The following is a 16,463-nucleotide window of genomic DNA, read 5'->3' as shown; positions in this document are numbered from 1 at the left end:
CTCGTGACGTCACGGGCGGGTGCCGGCGCTCTCGTCGGGACGCTCGGCCGACAGGGCGCGGGCGGCGTGGATGAGCGGGACGTGGCTGAACGCCTGCGGGAAGTTGCCGACCAGCCGGCCGTAGCGGGGGTCGTACTCCTCGGCCAGCAGCCCGACGTCGTTGCGCAGCGCCAGCAGCCGCTCGTACAGGTCCTCGGCCTCCTCCTTGCGGCCCTGCATCGCCATCACCTCGACCAGCCAGAAGCTGCACGCCAGGAACGCGCCCTCGCCGCCCGGCAGGCCGTCCACGTCGTTGTCCTCGGCGAGCGGGTAGCGCAGGACGAACCCGTCGGACATCAGCTCCTTCTCGATCGCGGCGACCGTGCCCACCACCCGGGGGTCGTCGGCGGGCAGGAAGCCCACCATGGGGATCATCAGCAGGGCGGCGTCCAGCTCCGACGACCCGTACGACTGGGTGAAGGTGTTGCGCCTGGGGTCGTAGCCCTTCGCGCAGATCTCGGCGTGCACGGTGTCGCGCAGCGTCCGCCACTTGTCCACCGGGCCGGTGCGGCCGAAGCGCTCGACGTACTTGACGGCCCGGTCGAGCGCCGCCCAGCACATCACCTTGGAGTGGACGAAGTGCCGGCGTGGCCCGCGCACCTCCCACAGGCCCTCGTCGGGCTCGTCCCAGTGCTCCTCCACGTAGTCGAGGAGCTGGCGCTGGATGGTCCAGGCCCGCTCGTCGGCCGCCAGGCCCCGGCTGCGCGAGACGTAGAGGCAGTTCATGACCTCGCCGTACACGTCGAGCTGGAGCTGGCGGACCGCCTCGTTGCCGATCCTGACCGGCCGGGAGTCCTCGTAGCCGTCCAGCCAGTCCAGGCGCAGCTCGGGCAGGCGCCGCTCGCCGGCGACGCCGTACATGATCTGCAGGTCCTGGGGGCGGCCGGCGATGGCCCGCAGCAGCCACGCGCGCCAGTCGGCGGCCTCCTCCAGGTAGCCGGAGGAGATGAGCGCGTCGAGGGTCAGCGTGGCGTCGCGCAGCCAGCAGAAGCGGTAGTCCCAGTTGCGCACGCCGCCGATGTCCTCGGGCAGCGAGGTGGTGGGCGCGGCCACGATGCCGCCGGTCGGCGCGTAGGTGAGCGCCTTGAGCGTGATGAGCGAGCGGACCACCGCCTGCCGGTACGGCCCCTCGTAGGTGCACCGCGACACCCACTCCCGCCAGAACGCCTCGGTCTCCTGGAGCTGGTCGTCGCACTCGATCTGGGCCGGCATCGCCTCGTGCGAGGGGTGCCAGGTGAACACGAACGGCAGCCGGTCGCCCTCGTTGACGGTGAACGTGGCCCGGTGGGCGTAGTCGCCGCCCTTGAGCGGCACCGGCGCGTGCAGCCACACCGAGTCGGGCCCGCCGATGGCCTGCAGGTGCCCGTTGGTGCGCCGCACCCACGGCACGATGCGGCCGTAGTCGAAGCGCACCCGCAGCACCGTGGAGACCTCCACGCTGCCGGAGACGCCCTCGACGATGCGCACCACGTCGGGGTTGCGGTCGCGCGGCGGCATGAAGTCGACGACGCGGACCGTGCCCGTCGGGGTGTCCCACTCGCTCTCCAGGATGAGCGTGTCCGGGCGGTAACGCCGCCGGTCGGCGGGTCTGCGGCCGGCCGGGCCGATCCACCAGTGGCCGTTGCGCTCGCTGCCGAGCAGGGCCGAGAAGCACGAGGGGGAGTCGAACCTGGGCAGGCACAGCCAGTCGATGGAGCCGTCCCTGGCCACGAGCGCGGCCGACTGCATGTCTCCGATGAGGGCGTAATCCTCGATCCGCATGCCTATGACGCTACTCGGCCCGCGCGGGTGGGTGCGATCATCTCAGCGGGAACCAGCGGGTGAAAAGCTGCGTCAGCGGCCCGATGGCCAGGGCGAACACCAGGGTCCCGACGCCGACCGTGCCGCCGAGCAGCCAGCCGGCGGCCAGCACGGTGATCTCGATGAGGAAGCGGCCCAGGCGTACCGACAGGCCGAGCCGCACCAGCCCGGTCATGATCCCGTCGCGCGGGCCCGGGCCCAGGCCGGCGCCGATGTAGAGCACGGTGGCCAGGGCGATGGCGGGCACGCCCAGCGCCACGTACAGCGCCTGGAGCGCCAGGGGGCCCGGGGTCGGCAGCAGGGCGATCGCGGCGTCCGCGAACAGGCCCAGGAACACCACGTTGCTGATCGTCCCGATCCCGGGGCGCTGCCGCAGCGGGATCCACAGCAGCATCACCAGCGCGCCCACGGCGATGATGACCGTGCCGATGGAGACGCCGGTCCGCAGTGCCAGCCCCTGGTGGAAGACGTCCCACGGGTCGTTGCCGAGGCCGGACTCCACCTGCAGGCCGATGCCGGTGCCGTACAGGGCCAGCCCGCCGTAGAGCCTGGCCAGGCGGGCCGGCAGGGAACGGGTGCGCGGAAGGGTCGTCGTCTCGCTCATGATGGCCCCACAGTGGCAGGCTCCGGCTTGCCAAAACAGGGCCAATCACGAAAAGTGGCCTTATGCGGCATCTCTCGGCGGCCCAGGTGGCCCGGCTCGCCGGCGTCGGCCCCGGCGCCCGCCCCTACTACCGGGCGCTCGCCGACGGCGTGCGCGAGCGCATCATGGACGGCCAGATCCCGGTCCGCGTCCGCATGCCCGCCGAGCGCCACCTCGCCGAGGCGCTGCGGGTCAGCCGCACCACCGTCACCGCCGCCTACGACCTGCTGCGCGAGCGCGGCTACCTGGAGAGCCGCCAGGGCTCGGGGAGCTGGACCGCGCTGCCCGACCCGGCCACCACCACCGACAACCCGTGGCTCGGCACCGGCGGCGACGGGCTGATCCAGCTCCACGCCGCCGCCCCGCCCGCGCCCTCCGCGCTGGTGGCGGCGGTGCGGGAGGCGGCCGAGGACCTGCCGCGCCACGGCATGGGCAACGGCTACGACCCCATGGGCCTGCCGGTGCTCAGGGAGCGCGTCGCCGCCCGCTACACCGCCCGCGGCCTGGCCACCCGGCCCGAGCAGATCGTCGTCACCACCGGCTCCCAGCACGCCATCCAGCTCGTGCTCGGCCTGCTGGTGGGCGCGGGCGACGCGGTGCTGGTGGAGTCGCCGACGTACCCGCACGCCATCGACGCGGCCCGGCAGCGGGGCGCCAGGCTCGTCCCGGCCGGGGTGACCTCCGAGGGCTGGCAGCCCGACCTGCTCGCGGGGGCGATGCGCCAGTCAGGGGCGCGCCTGGCCTACCTCATGCCCGACTTCCAGAACCCCACCGGCGCCCTCATGGACGACGCCACCCGCGCCGCCCTGACCGGCGCGGCCCGGCGCGCGGGCACCCTGCTGCTCGTGGACGAGACCTGGCAGGAGCTGGCCCTGGACGAGGTGCCGGCCACCTCCCCGATGGCCGCCTTCGACACCGACAGCCGCGTGATCAGCATCGGGTCGGCGTCCAAGCTGTGGTGGGGCGGGCTGCGCATCGGCTGGATCCGGGCCACCGCCGCGCTGGCCCGCCGCCTGGCCCTGCACCGCTCGGCCGTGGACATCGCCAGCCCGGTGCTGGAGCAGCTCGTCGTGGCGCGGCTGTTCGACCGGCTGGAGGAGACCCGCGCCGAGCGCCGCCGCGCGCTGCGCGCCTCCCGCGATGCCCTGGTGGCGGGGCTGCGCGAGCACCTGCCCGCATGGTCGTTCACGGTGCCGCGCGGCGGCGGCACGCTGTGGGTCCGGCTGAACGGCGACGCCGCCACCCCGCTGGCCGAGGCGGCCGCCGGGCACGGGGTACGGCTCGCGCCCGGGCCGTGGTTCGGCCTGGAGGGCACCCTGGAGGGATACCTGCGGCTGCCGTTTACCCTGCCGCCCCTGACCCTCGCCGAGGCCGTGCGCCGCCTGCGCGCCGCCCGCGCCGGCGGCCCCCTGGGCGCGGGCCCCGTCCAGGACCCGGTCATCGCCCTGGTGTGAACGGGCGACCGGCCCACGGCCCCCGTCCGGTCGCCCCGCCCCACGACCCCCTCCGGTCACCCCGGCCGCCTCAGTCGCCGACGCCCTTGGCGAGCGGGGCGCGCCACCTGCGGCGCATGGCCAGGATGCGCAGCCCGAAGGCCAGCAGCGCCGCCGCGAGCGTGGCGGGCCAGCCGTGCAGCCCGTACGACGACAGCACCGCCATCACCCCGGACCCCAGCATCGCCGGCACCGCGTAGAGCTGGCGGTCGTACAGCAGGGTCGGGATCTCCCTGGCCAGCACGTCGCGCAGCATGCCGCCCCCGACCGCCGTCGTCACGCCCAGCAGGGTGGCGTGCAGCGGGCTCAGCCCGTACTCCAGGGCCTTCTCGGTGCCGACCGCGCAGAACAGCCCGAGCCCGGCCGCGTCGAGCACCAGGATGGCCGGCATCACCCGGGCCACGTGCGGGTGCCAGAAGAACACGATCACCGTGGCCGCCACGGGGACCAGCACGTAGCCGAGGCTCTGGAAGGCGATCGGCCGCACGTTGAGCACCAGGTCCCGGAGCACGCCGCCGCCGAGGGCGGTCATCCCGGCGAGCACCAGCATGCCGACCACGTCGAGCCGCTTGCGGACGCCCATCAGCGCACCGGACAGGGCAAAGACGAAAATTCCGACAAGGTCCAGGATTTGTGACACGTCGGAATGTCTACCGGATCGTCGAAGGCAGGGCCTCCGCGTGGTAGTGCTCGGCCATCAGCACCCGCAGCCGCCGGGTGAACATGAACAGCGCCACCCCCGCCACGATCGCCATCGCCGCCAGCACCAGGTAGTAGGCCGGCTCCGACAGCACCGCGCCGAGCCGCCCCGTCTGCCCGCCGACCGCGTCGCCCACCGAGACCGCGATGAACCACACGCCGAGCATCTGCGCCTTGAACGCCTCGGGCGCCAGCTTCGTCGTCACCGACAACCCGACCGGGCTGAGCGACAGCTCGCCGAACACCTGGACCGCGTACACCAGCACCAGCCACCACACCGACACCCGCCCGGCCGTGGCCAGCCCCGCGGCCACCGCCATGACCACGAAGCTCAGCCCCACCATGACCAGCGCGAACCCGAACTTCTGCGGCGTGCTCACCCGCGTGCCCAGCTTGACCCAGAGCGCCGCGAACACCGGCACGAAGATCATGATCATCAGCGGGTTGAACGACTGCGTGGTGGCCGCCTGGATCCGCACCCCGAACAACGACAGGTCCGTATGGTCCGCGGCGAAGAACAGCAGCTTGCTCGGCGCCAGGTCGTAGATCATCCAGAAGATCGCGGCCGCCGCGAAGAGCCAGATGTAGGCCTTCATCCGGTCACGCTCGTCGCCGGTCAGGCCGTGGCCGCCCATCATGATGTACGAGAAGTAGACGACCGGCACGACGAGGATGACGACGGTGACCACGATCGTCAGCCGGTCGATCGTCAGCGTCCCGGTCGCCGCCCAGGCCGCCAGCGCCGCCGCGGCCGCGCCCGTCCCGAGGCCCGCCAGCCGGCCGAAGCGGCGCCGCTCGGCCGGCGACAGGCGCAGGCCCGGCCGCTCGCCGACGCCGCGCAGGTTGCGCCCGCCCCACGCGTACTGGGTCAGGCCGAGCGCCATGCCCACGGCGGCCGCGCCGAAGCCGAGGTGCCAGCGGTCGCCGGCGGCCAGCCAGCCGACCACGATCGGCGCGAAGAACGCCCCCAGGTTGATGCCGAGGTAGAACAGCGAGAACCCGGCGTCGCGGCGGCCGTCCTCGTCCTCGTTGTAGAGCCGGCCCACCATGACCGAGATGTTCGGCTTGAGCAGCCCCGTGCCGATGATGATCAGCAGCAGGCCGAGCCAGACGAACAGCGGCGTCGTCACCGGCACCGCCATGCTGATGTGCCCCAGCATGATGACGAACCCGCCCCAGAACACCGACCGGCGCGCCCCGAGGATCCGGTCGGCCACCCAGCCGCCCGGCAGCGCCACCAGGTAGATCAGCGCGCCGTAGACGCCGACGACCGCCTGCGCCGTCTCCGGGCTCAGGCCCAGCCCCTCGCGCGCCGGCGAGGCGGCCATGAACGTGGCCAGGATCGCCCGCAGGCCGTACCAGCTGAAGCGCTCCCACATCTCGGTGCCGAACAGCGTCGCCAGACCCCACGGATGGCCGAAGAACGTCCTGCCGCCGCCAGTCATCGCCGCGCCTCCAGAGTCGCCGTCCGTGTCAGGACAATCACTCTACGTGAGAGATGCCGCTCTTTCGCCTTTAGGTCTTGCCGCTACCCGGGCCTTGTGGTGCGATGCATGCCATTCACGCAAGTGAACACTGACGGGAGGCGCGCGACATGGACGACGTCCTCGAGGTCCGGGCCGAGATCGAGCGGCAGATCGCCGGCCGTACCGTCTGCGGGCAGCTCATGCGGGTGGCCGAGCAGCATCCCGACGCCCCCGCCTACTCCGACCCCGACCCCTTAGACCCCGACGGCGGCTGGACCACCCTCACCTACGCCCGCGCCAGGCGGCGCGTCCTGGAGATCGCGGCCGCCTTCGCCGCGCTGGGCCTCGGCCGCGGCGAGTCCGTCGCGCTCATGATGGTCAACCGCAGCGAGCACGTGCTGGCCGACCTCGGCGCCGTGCACGCCGGGGGAGTGGGCTGCACCGTCTACTCGACGTTCGCGCCCGAGCAGATCGAGTTCGTCGTCCGCGACGTCGGCGCCCGCTACGCCGTGCTCGGCGGCCCCGCCGAGCTGGCCCGCTGGCGGCCGGTGCTCGACCGCCTGGACGGCCTGCGGCGGATCATCGTGCTGGAGGGCGCCCCCGACGGGGACGAGCGCTTCCTGGCCTGGGCCGACTTCCTGGAGCTCGGCCGCGCCCGGCTGGCCGGGGACCCGGCCGGCATCGAGGAGCGCTGGCGCGCCGTCACCCCCGAGGACACCGTGACCGTCCTCTACACCAGCGGCACCACCGGCCCGCCCAAGGGCGTCCCGCTCACCCACGCCAACGTCTTCTACGAGGTCGCCGCCACCGACCGGATCACCGAGCTGCCGATGCTCGGCACCCAGATCTCCTACCTCACCTACGCGCACATCGCCGAGCGCATCCTCAGCCTCTACCTGCCGCTGGTCAAGGCGTCGCACGTGCACTTCTGCACCGACCTGGCCAACCTGGGCGCCACGCTCGGGCAGGTCCGGCCGATGATGTTCTTCGGGGTGCCGCGCGTGTGGGAGAAGATGATGGCCCGCCTGCTCGCCGTGCTCGCCACCCAGCCCGAGGAGCAGCAGACCGCCGTCCGCGAGGCCATGGCGGCGGGCCGCGCGTACGTCGAGGCCGGCCAGTACGGCCACACGCTCACCCCCGAGATCCAGGCGGCCTACGACCGGGCCGACGCCACCCTCCTGAGCCTCATCCGCGGCATGATCGGCTTCGACCGCGCCCAGTGGACCGCCACCGGCGCCGCCCCCCTCCCGCCCGAGGTCCAGAACTTCTACGCCGGGCTCGGACTCAAGGTCATCGACGTGTACGGCATGACCGAGACGACCGGCGCCTTCACCGGCAACAGCCCCGCCTGCTACCGCCTCGGCACGGTCGGCCGGGCCGAGCCCGGCGTCGAGGTCCGCCTCGCCGGGGACGGCGAGCTGCTGACCCGCAGCCCGCTCAACACCCGCGGCTACCTCAGCCGCCCCGAGGCCACCGCCGAGCTCGTGGACGCCGAGGGCTGGCTGCACACCGGCGACATCGGCGCCGTGGACGACGACGGCTTCTACCGTGTCGTGGACCGCAAGAAGGAGCTCATCATCACCGCCGGCGGCGAGAACATCTCCCCGGCCGAGATCGAGAACCACCTCAAGCAGCACCCGCTCATCGGCCAGGCGCTCGCCTACGGCGACGGCAGGCCCTACCCGGTGGCCGTGCTCACCCTCGACGCCGAGGTCGCGCCGGGCTGGGCGGGCGCGCGCGGCCTCGCCTACGGCTCGCTCGCCGAGCTGGCCGAGCACCCCGAGGTGCTGAAGGAGGTGGGGGCCGCCGTCGAGGCCGCCAACACCAGGCTGGCCCGGGTCCAGCAGGTGAAGCGGTGGGCGCTGCTCGGCACCGAGTGGACCGCCGAGACCGAGGAGCTCACGCCCAGCCTCAAGCTCAAGAGGCGGATCATCCACGCGAAGTACGCCGACATCCTCGAAGGGCTCTACTCCGGCTGATCCCGTCTTTCCCGGGCTTTGCCAACCGGGGCGTGTGTCGAGGGTTTGGCCATGACCGGGTGGTTCCTACCGTCCTGAGCATGACCAGAGGACTGCTACTCGCCTCGCTCGCGGCGGGGGCGCTCGCGCCGGGAACGCTCGCGGCACCCGTACCCGCACCCGCGTCCGCCGCCGTACCCGCCGCCGTGCCTGCTGCCGCGTCCGCCGCCGCGTCCGTCGTCGTGCCCGCTGTCGTGCCCGCCGCCGGATCCGTCGGCGAGGCCGGGCCCGCCATCCGGGCCATCTCCGTACGCCCCGCCGAGCCCGTCGCCGGTCCGCGCGGCTCCGTCCGCCTGGTGATCGACGTGATCGCCAGAGGGGCGCAGGGCAAGAAGGGCGTCACCGTCAGGGTCGAGCCAGGCCGCCCGCCCGGCCCGCTCCTGGCCTCCAAGCCCTCCCTCCCCGCCACCCCGGCCGAGCCGCCGCTCGCCGACCACCCGGCCGAGCCCCCCACCCGGCACACCCCGGCCGAACCACCGTCCGTGAACACCCCAGCCGAGCCGCCCAACTGGAACACCCCGGCAGAGCCTCCGTCCCGGAACACCCCGGGAGAGCCGCCGTACCGGAACACCCCGGGAGAGCCGCCGTACCGGAACACTCCGGGAGAGCCGCCGTACCGGAACGCTCCGGCGGAGCCGCCCTACGCGGGGACCCCGGCCGAGCCTCCGGCCCGGAACGCTCCGGCCGAGCCGCCGGGCAGGGACGTCCCCGCCCAGGCGCCCGCCCGGCCGCCGGTCGTCCCGGAGTCGGCGGACGTCGCCGTGCGGCCCGCGGACCCGTCCGCGGGCCGGGGCCCGGCCGCGCCCTCCTGGCCCTCGTCCCCCTCGACGTCCCAGGCCCCGTCCGGGGCGGACGGCGCCGCCTTCCGCCCCGGCCCGGCCGCCGACCAGGGCCGGCAGCCCGCCTCGTTCCGCCTGGCCTGGCGCCGCGCCATCCCGCCCGCGCCCCGCCCTGCGGCGGCCGCCGACGGCTGGGAGACCTGGCGTTTCCTCCCCGACAAGCAGCTCAGCCGCTACTACCCGACCGGCACCTGGACGATCACCGCCACCGTCCGCGGCAGGGGCGGCCGGACGGTGACCGAGTACGCCGCCTTCCAGTTCCGCCGCGCGACCCGCCTCACGCCCCTCCACGCGGAGCGGGCCGGCGACGCCGTCCGCGTGCACGGCTCGCTGACCAGGGTGGACCCGCGCGGCCTGACCGACTACGGCCCGTTCGGCAGGCAGCCCCTGGAGATCCTGTGGCGCCCGGACGCGGCCACGCCCTGGCAGCGGGTGGGGGAGACGGTCACGGACGCCGCCGGCGGGTTCACGGGCACGGTCACGGGCCGGGCGAAGGGCTTCTGGGGCGTCCGCTACGCCGGCACGGGCCACTACGCCCCCGACACCTCGAAATTCCGACAAATAGTTCCATAAGACGCCCGTTGCCAAACTGTGATCAACTTTGCCGCAACTTTCCCTTACTTTTACGCGTCAATGATTGACGTGCCCTGATCGGGGCGCGTATGTGACGGGGAAGGAAAGAATGAAGATGCGACGAATCGCAGCCGGTCTGGCGGCCGCCGCCCTGGGGGCCACGATGGTGGCCACCGCCGCCTCGCCCGCCCTCGCGGACGAGCCGGACCCGGACTTCGTCGGCGGCAACACGAGCCTCACGTTCGACGCCAACCCCGAGCCCGCCTGGCGTGGCAGGCCCATCAAGCTCGACGGCAAGCTGTCGGTGCAGTGCGAGGAAGACTACATCAGCGGGTTCGTGCAGGTGCTCCACTCCGACGCCTGCAAGAAGCAGGAGAGCTGGCACCGCCTGGCCTGGAAGCGGATCGTGATCCTCTTCCGCCCGAACGGCACCGGCAAGTGGGAGTACGTCGACTCGATCAGGACCGGCCGCGACGGCTACTTCCACACCCAGGTCCCGGCCCGCACGTCGGGCACCTGGCGCGCCGTCTTCGAGGGCGCCCGCTACCTGGAGCCCTCCGAGGCCACCGACTACGTCACGGTGATCGGCCGCCGCCACCACCGCTGACCCGCCTCATCCCAGCACCACCCGGACGCCCGGCCGCACCCGCGACCGGGCGTCCGGCGTCCCCGCCCCTGCTCCCCGAACACGGCCGGCTCCGCCGCGCGGCCCGCGACGAGATCCGCCCTGCTCCGCGCCCGGGAGACCTGGCACGCCGCCTCCTGACCTCCCGCCCGTGGCGACGTACCGCCGCAAAAGCCGCAGGTTCCGGCGTCCGGGCGGAATCGATCTCGGGGCGCGAGCGTTGTCGTGCGGTGAACAGAGCGATTTTGAGCATGGTCGGAACGACGTCATAGGCTGGCCCTCTGGCGAGCGAACGTACTGGAGGTGGCGTCCCCGTGTTGCGAGACTCGTTCGGACGGGTGGCGACGGATCTCCGGGTGTCCCTCACGGACAAGTGCAACCTGCGCTGCACGTACTGCATGCCCCCCGAAGGTCTCGACTGGCTGCCCAACGCCCAGCTCCTCACCGCCGACGAGGTCGTCCGCCTGGTGAGCCTCGGCGTCGAGCGCCTGGGCATCACCGAGGTCCGCTACACCGGCGGCGAGCCGCTGCTGCGGCGCGAGCTGGCCGACATCGTGGCCCGCACCGCCGCGCTGGAGCCCCGCCCGCAGATCTCGCTGACCACCAACGGCATCGGGCTGGCGCGCCTGGCCGGGCCGCTGGCCGACGCCGGGCTCGACCGCGTCAACGTCTCCCTCGACACCCTCGACCCCGCCACCTTCAAGCGCCTGGCCCACCGCGACCGGCACGCCGACGTGATCGCCGGGCTCGCCGCCGCCGACCGTGCCGGCCTGCGCCCCGTCAAGGTCAACGCGGTGCTCATGCGCGGCGTCAACGAGCACGAGGCCGTGCCGCTGCTGCGCTGGTGCCTGGAGCAGGGCTACGAGCTGCGCTTCATCGAGCAGATGCCGCTCGACGCCCAGCACCGCTGGACCCGCGAGTCGATGGTCACCGCCGACGAGATCCTCGGCCTGCTGTCGGAGGCGTTCGACCTGACGCCCGACGACCTGGAGGAGCGGGGCAGCGCGCCGGCCGAGCGGTTCCTGGTGGACGGCGGGCCGGCCCGGGTCGGCGTCATCGGCTCGGTGACCCGCCCGTTCTGCGGGGCCTGCGACCGCGTCCGCCTCACCGCCGACGGCCAGGTCCGCAACTGCCTGTTCGCGACCGAGGAGTCCGACCTCAAGGCCGCGATGCGGGCAGGGGCCACCGACGACGAGCTCGCCGAGCGCTGGCGGGCGGCCGTGGGCCGCAAGCGGGCCGGGCACGGCATCGACGACCCGTCCTTCCTCCAGCCCGCCCGCCCCATGTCCGCCATCGGCGGCTGACCCCCCGCCCCGATGCCGGATCCCGCCCCGCCGCCGGCCCCCACCGCCGCACCGCGTCCCGCCGCGTCGGGGCCGGGTGGCTTCGATGCGGTGATCCTGGCCGGGGGAGAGGCCAGGCGGCTCGGCGGGCTGGATAAACCGGGCATCACCGTCGGCGGCCGCTCCCTCGTCGAGAACGTCGTCGCCGCAGCCGCCGACGCCCGCCGCACGATCGTCGTCGGCCCCGAGCGCCCCATCCCCGGCGTCCGGTTCGTCCGCGAGGACCCGCCGCACGGCGGCCCCGTCCCCGCCCTGGCCGCGGGCCTGGCGCACGTCACCGCGCCCCGCGTGGCCCTGCTCGCCGGCGACCTGCCCTTCCTGACGCGGGCGCACGTACGGGCCCTGCTGGCGGCCGCGCCGCCCGGCGGGGGAGCGGTGATGGTGGACGACGGCGGGCGGGAGCAGTGGCTGACGGGCGTCTGGCCGGTCGCCGAGCTGAAACGCGCGCTGGCCGCCTACACCGGCCGCTCGCTCAAGGGGCTGCTGGCCCCGCTGGCCGCCGCGCGCCTGTCGCCGCCCGGCCGCCCGTGGTTCGACTGCGACACAATGGACGACCTGGAGGAGGCTCACATGCACGTGCTCAACGAATGGACCGCCCTGGCCTGCGCCGAGCTGGGCATCGACCCGGCCACCGTGGACCGCGACCTGATCCTCGACCTCACCAAGGAGGTCGCCCACGGCGTGGCCCGCCCGGCCGCGCCCCTGACGGCCTACCTGCTCGGCCTGGCGCAGGGCGCCGGCACCGCCCCCGAGGACGCCGTGGCCAAACTGACCACATTGGCGAAGAACTGGTCCCGTGAGGCCCCCGAGACGCTGACAGGGGGCTGACACTCGAACGAACTCTTGAAGTCAAGCCCGCCCTGCCTGAAGATTTCCTGTGAATAACGAGGCGGGAGGGAGTGTAAACGATTTCGGGAAAGCGGTCCTATCCGACCGCTGGGGCAGCACCGCACCTGATCATCGCGGGGGCCGGGTTTCGCCAGAAAAGGGCGACGCCGGGTGGTTACGGGGGCAAACCACCCGGCGTCGCTTCATCGGCGTTCCGACGGGGGCCCGGAACGCCGGCACCAGCACTCCGACGGGGGACCGGAGCGCTTGGCTAAAGCGTACACCTACAACCCATGGGATGCGTCAAGACTTAGTCACGACCCGATCTCGCGTCGATGCAGCGGTATCTCGCTTTGGTTAGCCTCAGGGCTCTGAAAGGTGGGGGGCGGGGCCCCGTTGCCCCTCTCATTGGCCCCGATTACCGCTATGTATGGCAAAAACACCGCGCCCGCGATGAACAGCAGCCTGAACGGCCACGGCACCGGCACCACCACGGCCAGGATCAGGCAGAGGGTGCGGATGCCCATCTTGATGAGGTAGCTGACCTCGCGCTTGCGGATATCGGCCGTCAGCGACGGCCTGGCGTCCGTGACCTGGTGGACGTCTGGTTTCCTGCGCCACCGCTTCATATCTTCCACCGTAGACCTCGCAGTAGGGGCACGCGACGGCGCACCCGGTCGGCGACGGGGGTCATGCGATCATGGCTTTCGAGTAAGGAGGAGAGGGAGATGACGGATCGAACGTACCGGGTCACCGAGATAGTCGGGACCTCGGGGGAGAGCGTCGACCAGGCCATCCGCAACGGCATCAGGCGGGCCTCGGAGACGCTGCGGCACCTGGACTGGTTCGAGGTGACCGAGATCCGCGGCCACATCGACGCGGGGGAGGTCGCCCACTTCCAGGTCGGCATGAAGGTCGGCTTCCGCCTGGAAGACGCCTGAGCGGCCCTCTGAGGGCCGCTGGGGCACGGCGGGGAGGGCTTCGGGGAGGGGCGGCGCCCCTGCCCGTGACGGCCGGGCGCGCCGGGCCGCCGCCGCGGCCCGGCCGCCCTCCTCGACCCCCGGTGAGCCCGCGTCCTGAGCCCCGCGTCCTGAGCCCCCACGTCCTGAGCGGAGCCGGCGAGGCCCCGCCTCAGCCCGCCCGCCTCAGCCCGCCCGCCTCAGCTCGCCTGGCTCACCGTGGACATGTTGAAGTCTGGCACCCGCACCGCCGGCATGACCGTCCGCTGGAAGTAGTCGCTCCACTCGCGCGGCAGCGTCCGCTCCGCCGATCCCGCCTCCGCGAGCCGTCCCAGCAGGTCCACCGGGCTCTCGTTGAAGCGGAAGTTGTTGACCTCGCCCACCACCTCGCCGTGCTCCACCAGGTAGACCCCGTCCCGGGTCAGCCCGGTGACGAGCAGGGTCTGCGGATCGACCTCGCGGATGTACCACAGGCAGGTGAGCAGCAGCCCGCGCCGGGTGCCGGCGATCATCTCCTCCAGCGACCGGCCGCCCTCGGGCCCGCGCATGATCAGGTTGTCGACGGCCGGCGTCACCGGCAGCCCGCTCAGCTCGGCGGAGTAGCGGGTCTGCTGCAGCGCCTCCAGCCGCCCGTCCTTGATCCAGTCGGTCGGTCCCAGCGGCAGCCCGTTGTCGAACACCGAGCTCTCCCTGCTGGGGGCGTGCGCGGTGACGAACGGCGCGCACGCGATGCCCGCCGCCCCGGGGTCGCTCGACAACGTCACCGGCAGCGTGGCGAGCCGCTCGCCCACCCGGGTGCCGCCGCCGGGCCTGGCGAACACCGACCGCCCGTCCAGCGCGTCCCTGGCCCCCGACGACCAGAACAGGTAGATCATCAGGTCGGCCACGGCGCTCGGCGGCAGCAGCGTCTCGTAACGGCCGGCCGGCAGGTCCACCCGGTTCTTGGCCCACTCCAGCCGCTGGGCCAGCGAGGAGCCGAGCGCGGCCACGTCGACGTCGGTGAAGTCGGGGGTGGACACGCCGGTCCACGCCGACCGCTTGAGGTCGGCCGACTTGGCGTTGAGCTCCAGCCGGCCGGTCGGCTGGTCGTGGCGCAGCCGCACGCCCGTGGACGTGCCGAGGAAGGTGGAGGTCAGCCGGTGCTCGGCGAAGCCGTACAGCTTCCTGCCGCCCGCCTCGGCCGCCGCGAACGCCTCGCCCAGCGCGGGCGCGAACCCCTCGAACACCCCGATGTCGGTCGGCCGGACGTCCTCCTCCCAGCCCGCCGCGGCCGGTCCGCCCGTCACGAGCGGCCGCGCGTCCTCGGCGGGCTGCGCGTCCCTGGCGGCCGCGTCGGCCGCCGCGACGACGTCGCCGAGCTGGTCCTCGCGCACCGCCGCGCGCGAGACGACCCCCACCCGGTCGCCCGCGATCGAGATCACGGTCAGCCGGGACGAGCGCGCCACGCCGTTGGTGGTGAGCGTGTTGCCGGCGAAGCGCAGGTTGGCCGTGGACCCCTCGTCCACGAGCACCACGCAGCCGTCGTTCCTGGAGAGCCCCAGGGCCCTCTCCACCATCTCTTGGGGAGTCACTTCCCGCCCTCCTGCACGGTGTTGAGGATCCGCACGCCCTTGAACAGGGCCGACGGACAGCCGTGGCTGACCGGGGCGACCTGCCCCGGCTGGCCCTTGCCGCAGTTGAAAGCGCCGCCCAGCACGTAGGTCTGCGGCCCGCCGACCGCCTCCATCGACTGCCAGAAGTCCGTGGTGGTCGCCTGGTAGGCGAAGTCCTTGACCTGCCCGGCCAGCCTGCCGTGCGAGATCCGGTACGCCCGTTGCGCCGTGAACTGGAAGTTGTACCGCTGCATGTCGATCGACCAGCTCTTGTCGCCGACGAGGTAGATGCCCCGCTCGACCCCGGCGATCAGCTCGTCGGTGCCGGGCCCGCCGGGCGCGGGCCGCAGCGACACGTTGGCCATGCGCTGGATCGGCATGTGACCCGGCGAGTCGGCGAAGGCGCACCCGTTGGAGCGGCCGAACCCCTTCATCAGCGCCATCCGCCGGTCGAGCTGGTAGCCGACCAGCACGCCGTCCTTGACGATGTCGAAGCTCTGCCCCTGCACGCCCTCGTCGTCGTAGCCGACGGTGGCCAGGCCGTGGGTGACGGTGCGGTCGCCGGTCACGTTCATCAGCGGCGAGCCGTAGACCAGCTCGCCGAGCTGGTCGAAGGTGGCGAAGCTGGTGCCGGCGTAGGCCGCCTCGTAGCCGAGCGCCCGGTCCAGCTCGGTGGCGTGGCCGATCGACTCGTGGATGGTCAGCCACAGGTTGGACGGGTCGATCACCAGGTCGTAGTCGCCCGCCTCCACCGACGGGGCCGCCAGCTTCTCGGCCAGCAGCTCGGGCAGCCGGGCCAGCTCCTCCTGCCAGTTCCAGCCGGTGCCGGTGAGGTATTCGTAGCCGCGCCCCGCGGGCGGCGCGATGGTGGACATGTCGTCGAAGCCGCTCTCGCCCGCCTTCATGGCGTTGAGCCGGGGGAAGATCCGCACCCGCTGCTGCGTGGTCTCGGTGCCGGCCGTGTCGGCGTAGAACTTCTGCTCCTTGACCTGGAGCAGCCGCGCCGACACGTGGTCGGCGCCCTTCATCAGGCCCGCCGACCACTCGGCCAGCAGGCTCACCTTGTCGGCCGGGGGCACCTCGAACGGGTCCACCTCGTACGCCGACACCCACACCGCCCCGGCGTGCACCGGCTCGGGCGCCAGCTCGATCGGCTCCCTGTTGATCGGCGCCGACACCTCAGCCACCCGCACCGCCTGCTCGGCCACCCGCGCCGCGGCCTCCGGCGTCAGGTGGATCCCGGCGGCGAACCCCCACGTGCCGCCCTTGACCACGCGCACGGCGTAGCCGAGGTCGTCGGCGTCCATGGCGCCCTCCAGGCGGGCGTCGTACAGGCTCAGCGTCTCGGCGCGGACGCGTTCGAGCCGGAAGTCGGCGTGCTCGGCGCCGAGGTCGCGAGCGCGTTGCAGGGCGGCGTCCGCGAGCCGCCGGAGCGGCAGCTGCAGGAAGTCGGCATCGATCTGGCGCATGTCCACGATCCTAACCCTGTGATCTTGTCTCACCCGGACAAGCGGATACCCGCGGGTAGGGGATAGCGTCAGGTGTC

14 protein-coding genes are annotated in these 16,463 nt (G+C 73.1%); 7 read left to right on the top strand and 7 right to left on the bottom strand.

The window, feature by feature from the left end:
• Nucleotides 1-9: 9 nt before the first annotated feature.
• Nucleotides 10-1,800: a glycoside hydrolase family 15 protein gene (locus AB0H75_RS25180; protein ID WP_367800004.1), complete on the bottom strand. Its 1,791-nt coding sequence runs from the start codon at nt 1,798-1,800 to the stop codon at nt 10-12.
• A 37-nt stretch (nt 1,801-1,837) separates the two neighbouring features.
• Nucleotides 1,838-2,443, bottom strand: a complete 606-nt coding sequence (locus AB0H75_RS25175; RefSeq protein WP_367800002.1) for a YitT family protein — start codon at nt 2,441-2,443, stop codon at nt 1,838-1,840.
• Nucleotides 2,444-2,505: 62 nt separating this feature from the next.
• Between AB0H75_RS25175 and AB0H75_RS25170 the strand changes: the two genes are divergently transcribed.
• Nucleotides 2,506-3,936 carry a PLP-dependent aminotransferase family protein gene (locus AB0H75_RS25170; RefSeq protein ID WP_367800000.1) on the top strand — a complete coding sequence of 477 codons (1,431 nt, stop codon included), beginning with the start codon at nt 2,506-2,508 and terminating at the stop codon, nt 3,934-3,936.
• Between the two features lie 70 nt (nt 3,937-4,006).
• On the opposite strand, the gene AB0H75_RS25165 is transcribed toward AB0H75_RS25170, so the two are convergent.
• Nucleotides 4,007-4,615 carry a trimeric intracellular cation channel family protein gene (locus AB0H75_RS25165; protein ID WP_367799998.1) on the bottom strand — a complete coding sequence of 203 codons (609 nt, stop codon included), beginning with the start codon at nt 4,613-4,615 and terminating at the stop codon, nt 4,007-4,009.
• Nucleotides 4,616-4,625: 10 nt separating this feature from the next.
• Entirely contained in the window at nt 4,626-6,119 is a 1,494-nt protein-coding gene (locus AB0H75_RS25160; protein ID WP_367799996.1) for a peptide MFS transporter, read from the bottom strand.
• A 149-nt stretch (nt 6,120-6,268) separates the two neighbouring features.
• Between AB0H75_RS25160 and AB0H75_RS25155 the strand changes: the two genes are divergently transcribed.
• The 5 genes from AB0H75_RS25155 (at nt 6,269) to AB0H75_RS25135 (ending at nt 12,366) form a co-directional block, all read left to right on the top strand.
• The gene (locus AB0H75_RS25155; protein ID WP_367799994.1) at nt 6,269-8,119 is read left to right on the top strand and encodes a long-chain fatty acid--CoA ligase; all 1,851 of its coding nucleotides are present in this window, start codon (nt 6,269-6,271) and stop codon (nt 8,117-8,119) included.
• An 80-nt stretch (nt 8,120-8,199) separates the two neighbouring features.
• Nucleotides 8,200-9,570, top strand: coding sequence for a hypothetical protein (locus AB0H75_RS25150; protein WP_367799992.1), 1,371 nt, complete (start codon nt 8,200-8,202; stop codon nt 9,568-9,570).
• Between the two features lie 115 nt (nt 9,571-9,685).
• Nucleotides 9,686-10,177, top strand: a complete 492-nt coding sequence (locus AB0H75_RS25145) for a hypothetical protein (protein ID WP_367799990.1) — start codon at nt 9,686-9,688, stop codon at nt 10,175-10,177.
• 332 nt (nt 10,178-10,509) lie between these two features.
• A complete protein-coding gene (gene moaA / locus AB0H75_RS25140; protein ID WP_367799988.1) occupies nt 10,510-11,499 on the top strand; it encodes a GTP 3',8-cyclase MoaA in 990 nt (329 codons plus the stop codon).
• A 12-nt stretch (nt 11,500-11,511) separates the two neighbouring features.
• Complete coding sequence (locus AB0H75_RS25135) at nt 11,512-12,366, top strand: NTP transferase domain-containing protein (protein ID WP_367799986.1); 855 nt, start codon at nt 11,512-11,514, stop codon at nt 12,364-12,366.
• Between the two features lie 314 nt (nt 12,367-12,680).
• On the opposite strand, the gene AB0H75_RS25130 is transcribed toward AB0H75_RS25135, so the two are convergent.
• Complete coding sequence (locus AB0H75_RS25130; RefSeq protein ID WP_367799984.1) at nt 12,681-12,995, bottom strand: DUF3099 domain-containing protein; 315 nt, start codon at nt 12,993-12,995, stop codon at nt 12,681-12,683.
• A 99-nt stretch (nt 12,996-13,094) separates the two neighbouring features.
• Here AB0H75_RS25130 and AB0H75_RS25125 point away from each other — a divergent pair, with 99 nt between their 5' ends.
• A complete protein-coding gene (locus AB0H75_RS25125; protein WP_080046529.1) occupies nt 13,095-13,307 on the top strand; it encodes a dodecin in 213 nt (70 codons plus the stop codon).
• A gap of 218 nt (nt 13,308-13,525) precedes the next feature.
• On the opposite strand, the gene AB0H75_RS25120 is transcribed toward AB0H75_RS25125, so the two are convergent.
• Nucleotides 13,526-14,896, bottom strand: a complete 1,371-nt coding sequence (locus AB0H75_RS25120) for a metallopeptidase TldD-related protein (RefSeq protein WP_367799981.1) — start codon at nt 14,894-14,896, stop codon at nt 13,526-13,528.
• Nucleotides 14,893-16,386, bottom strand: a complete 1,494-nt coding sequence (locus AB0H75_RS25115; protein ID WP_367799979.1) for a TldD/PmbA family protein — start codon at nt 16,384-16,386, stop codon at nt 14,893-14,895. The genes AB0H75_RS25120 and AB0H75_RS25115 overlap by 4 nt, the downstream gene beginning before the upstream one ends.
• Nucleotides 16,387-16,463: the final 77 nt, after the last annotated feature.

Source organism: Nonomuraea sp. NPDC050783 (genome assembly GCF_040802095.1).
Taxonomy (GTDB): domain Bacteria; phylum Actinomycetota; class Actinomycetes; order Streptosporangiales; family Streptosporangiaceae; genus Nonomuraea.
This window is presented reverse-complemented; position numbering and strand designations above follow the sequence as displayed.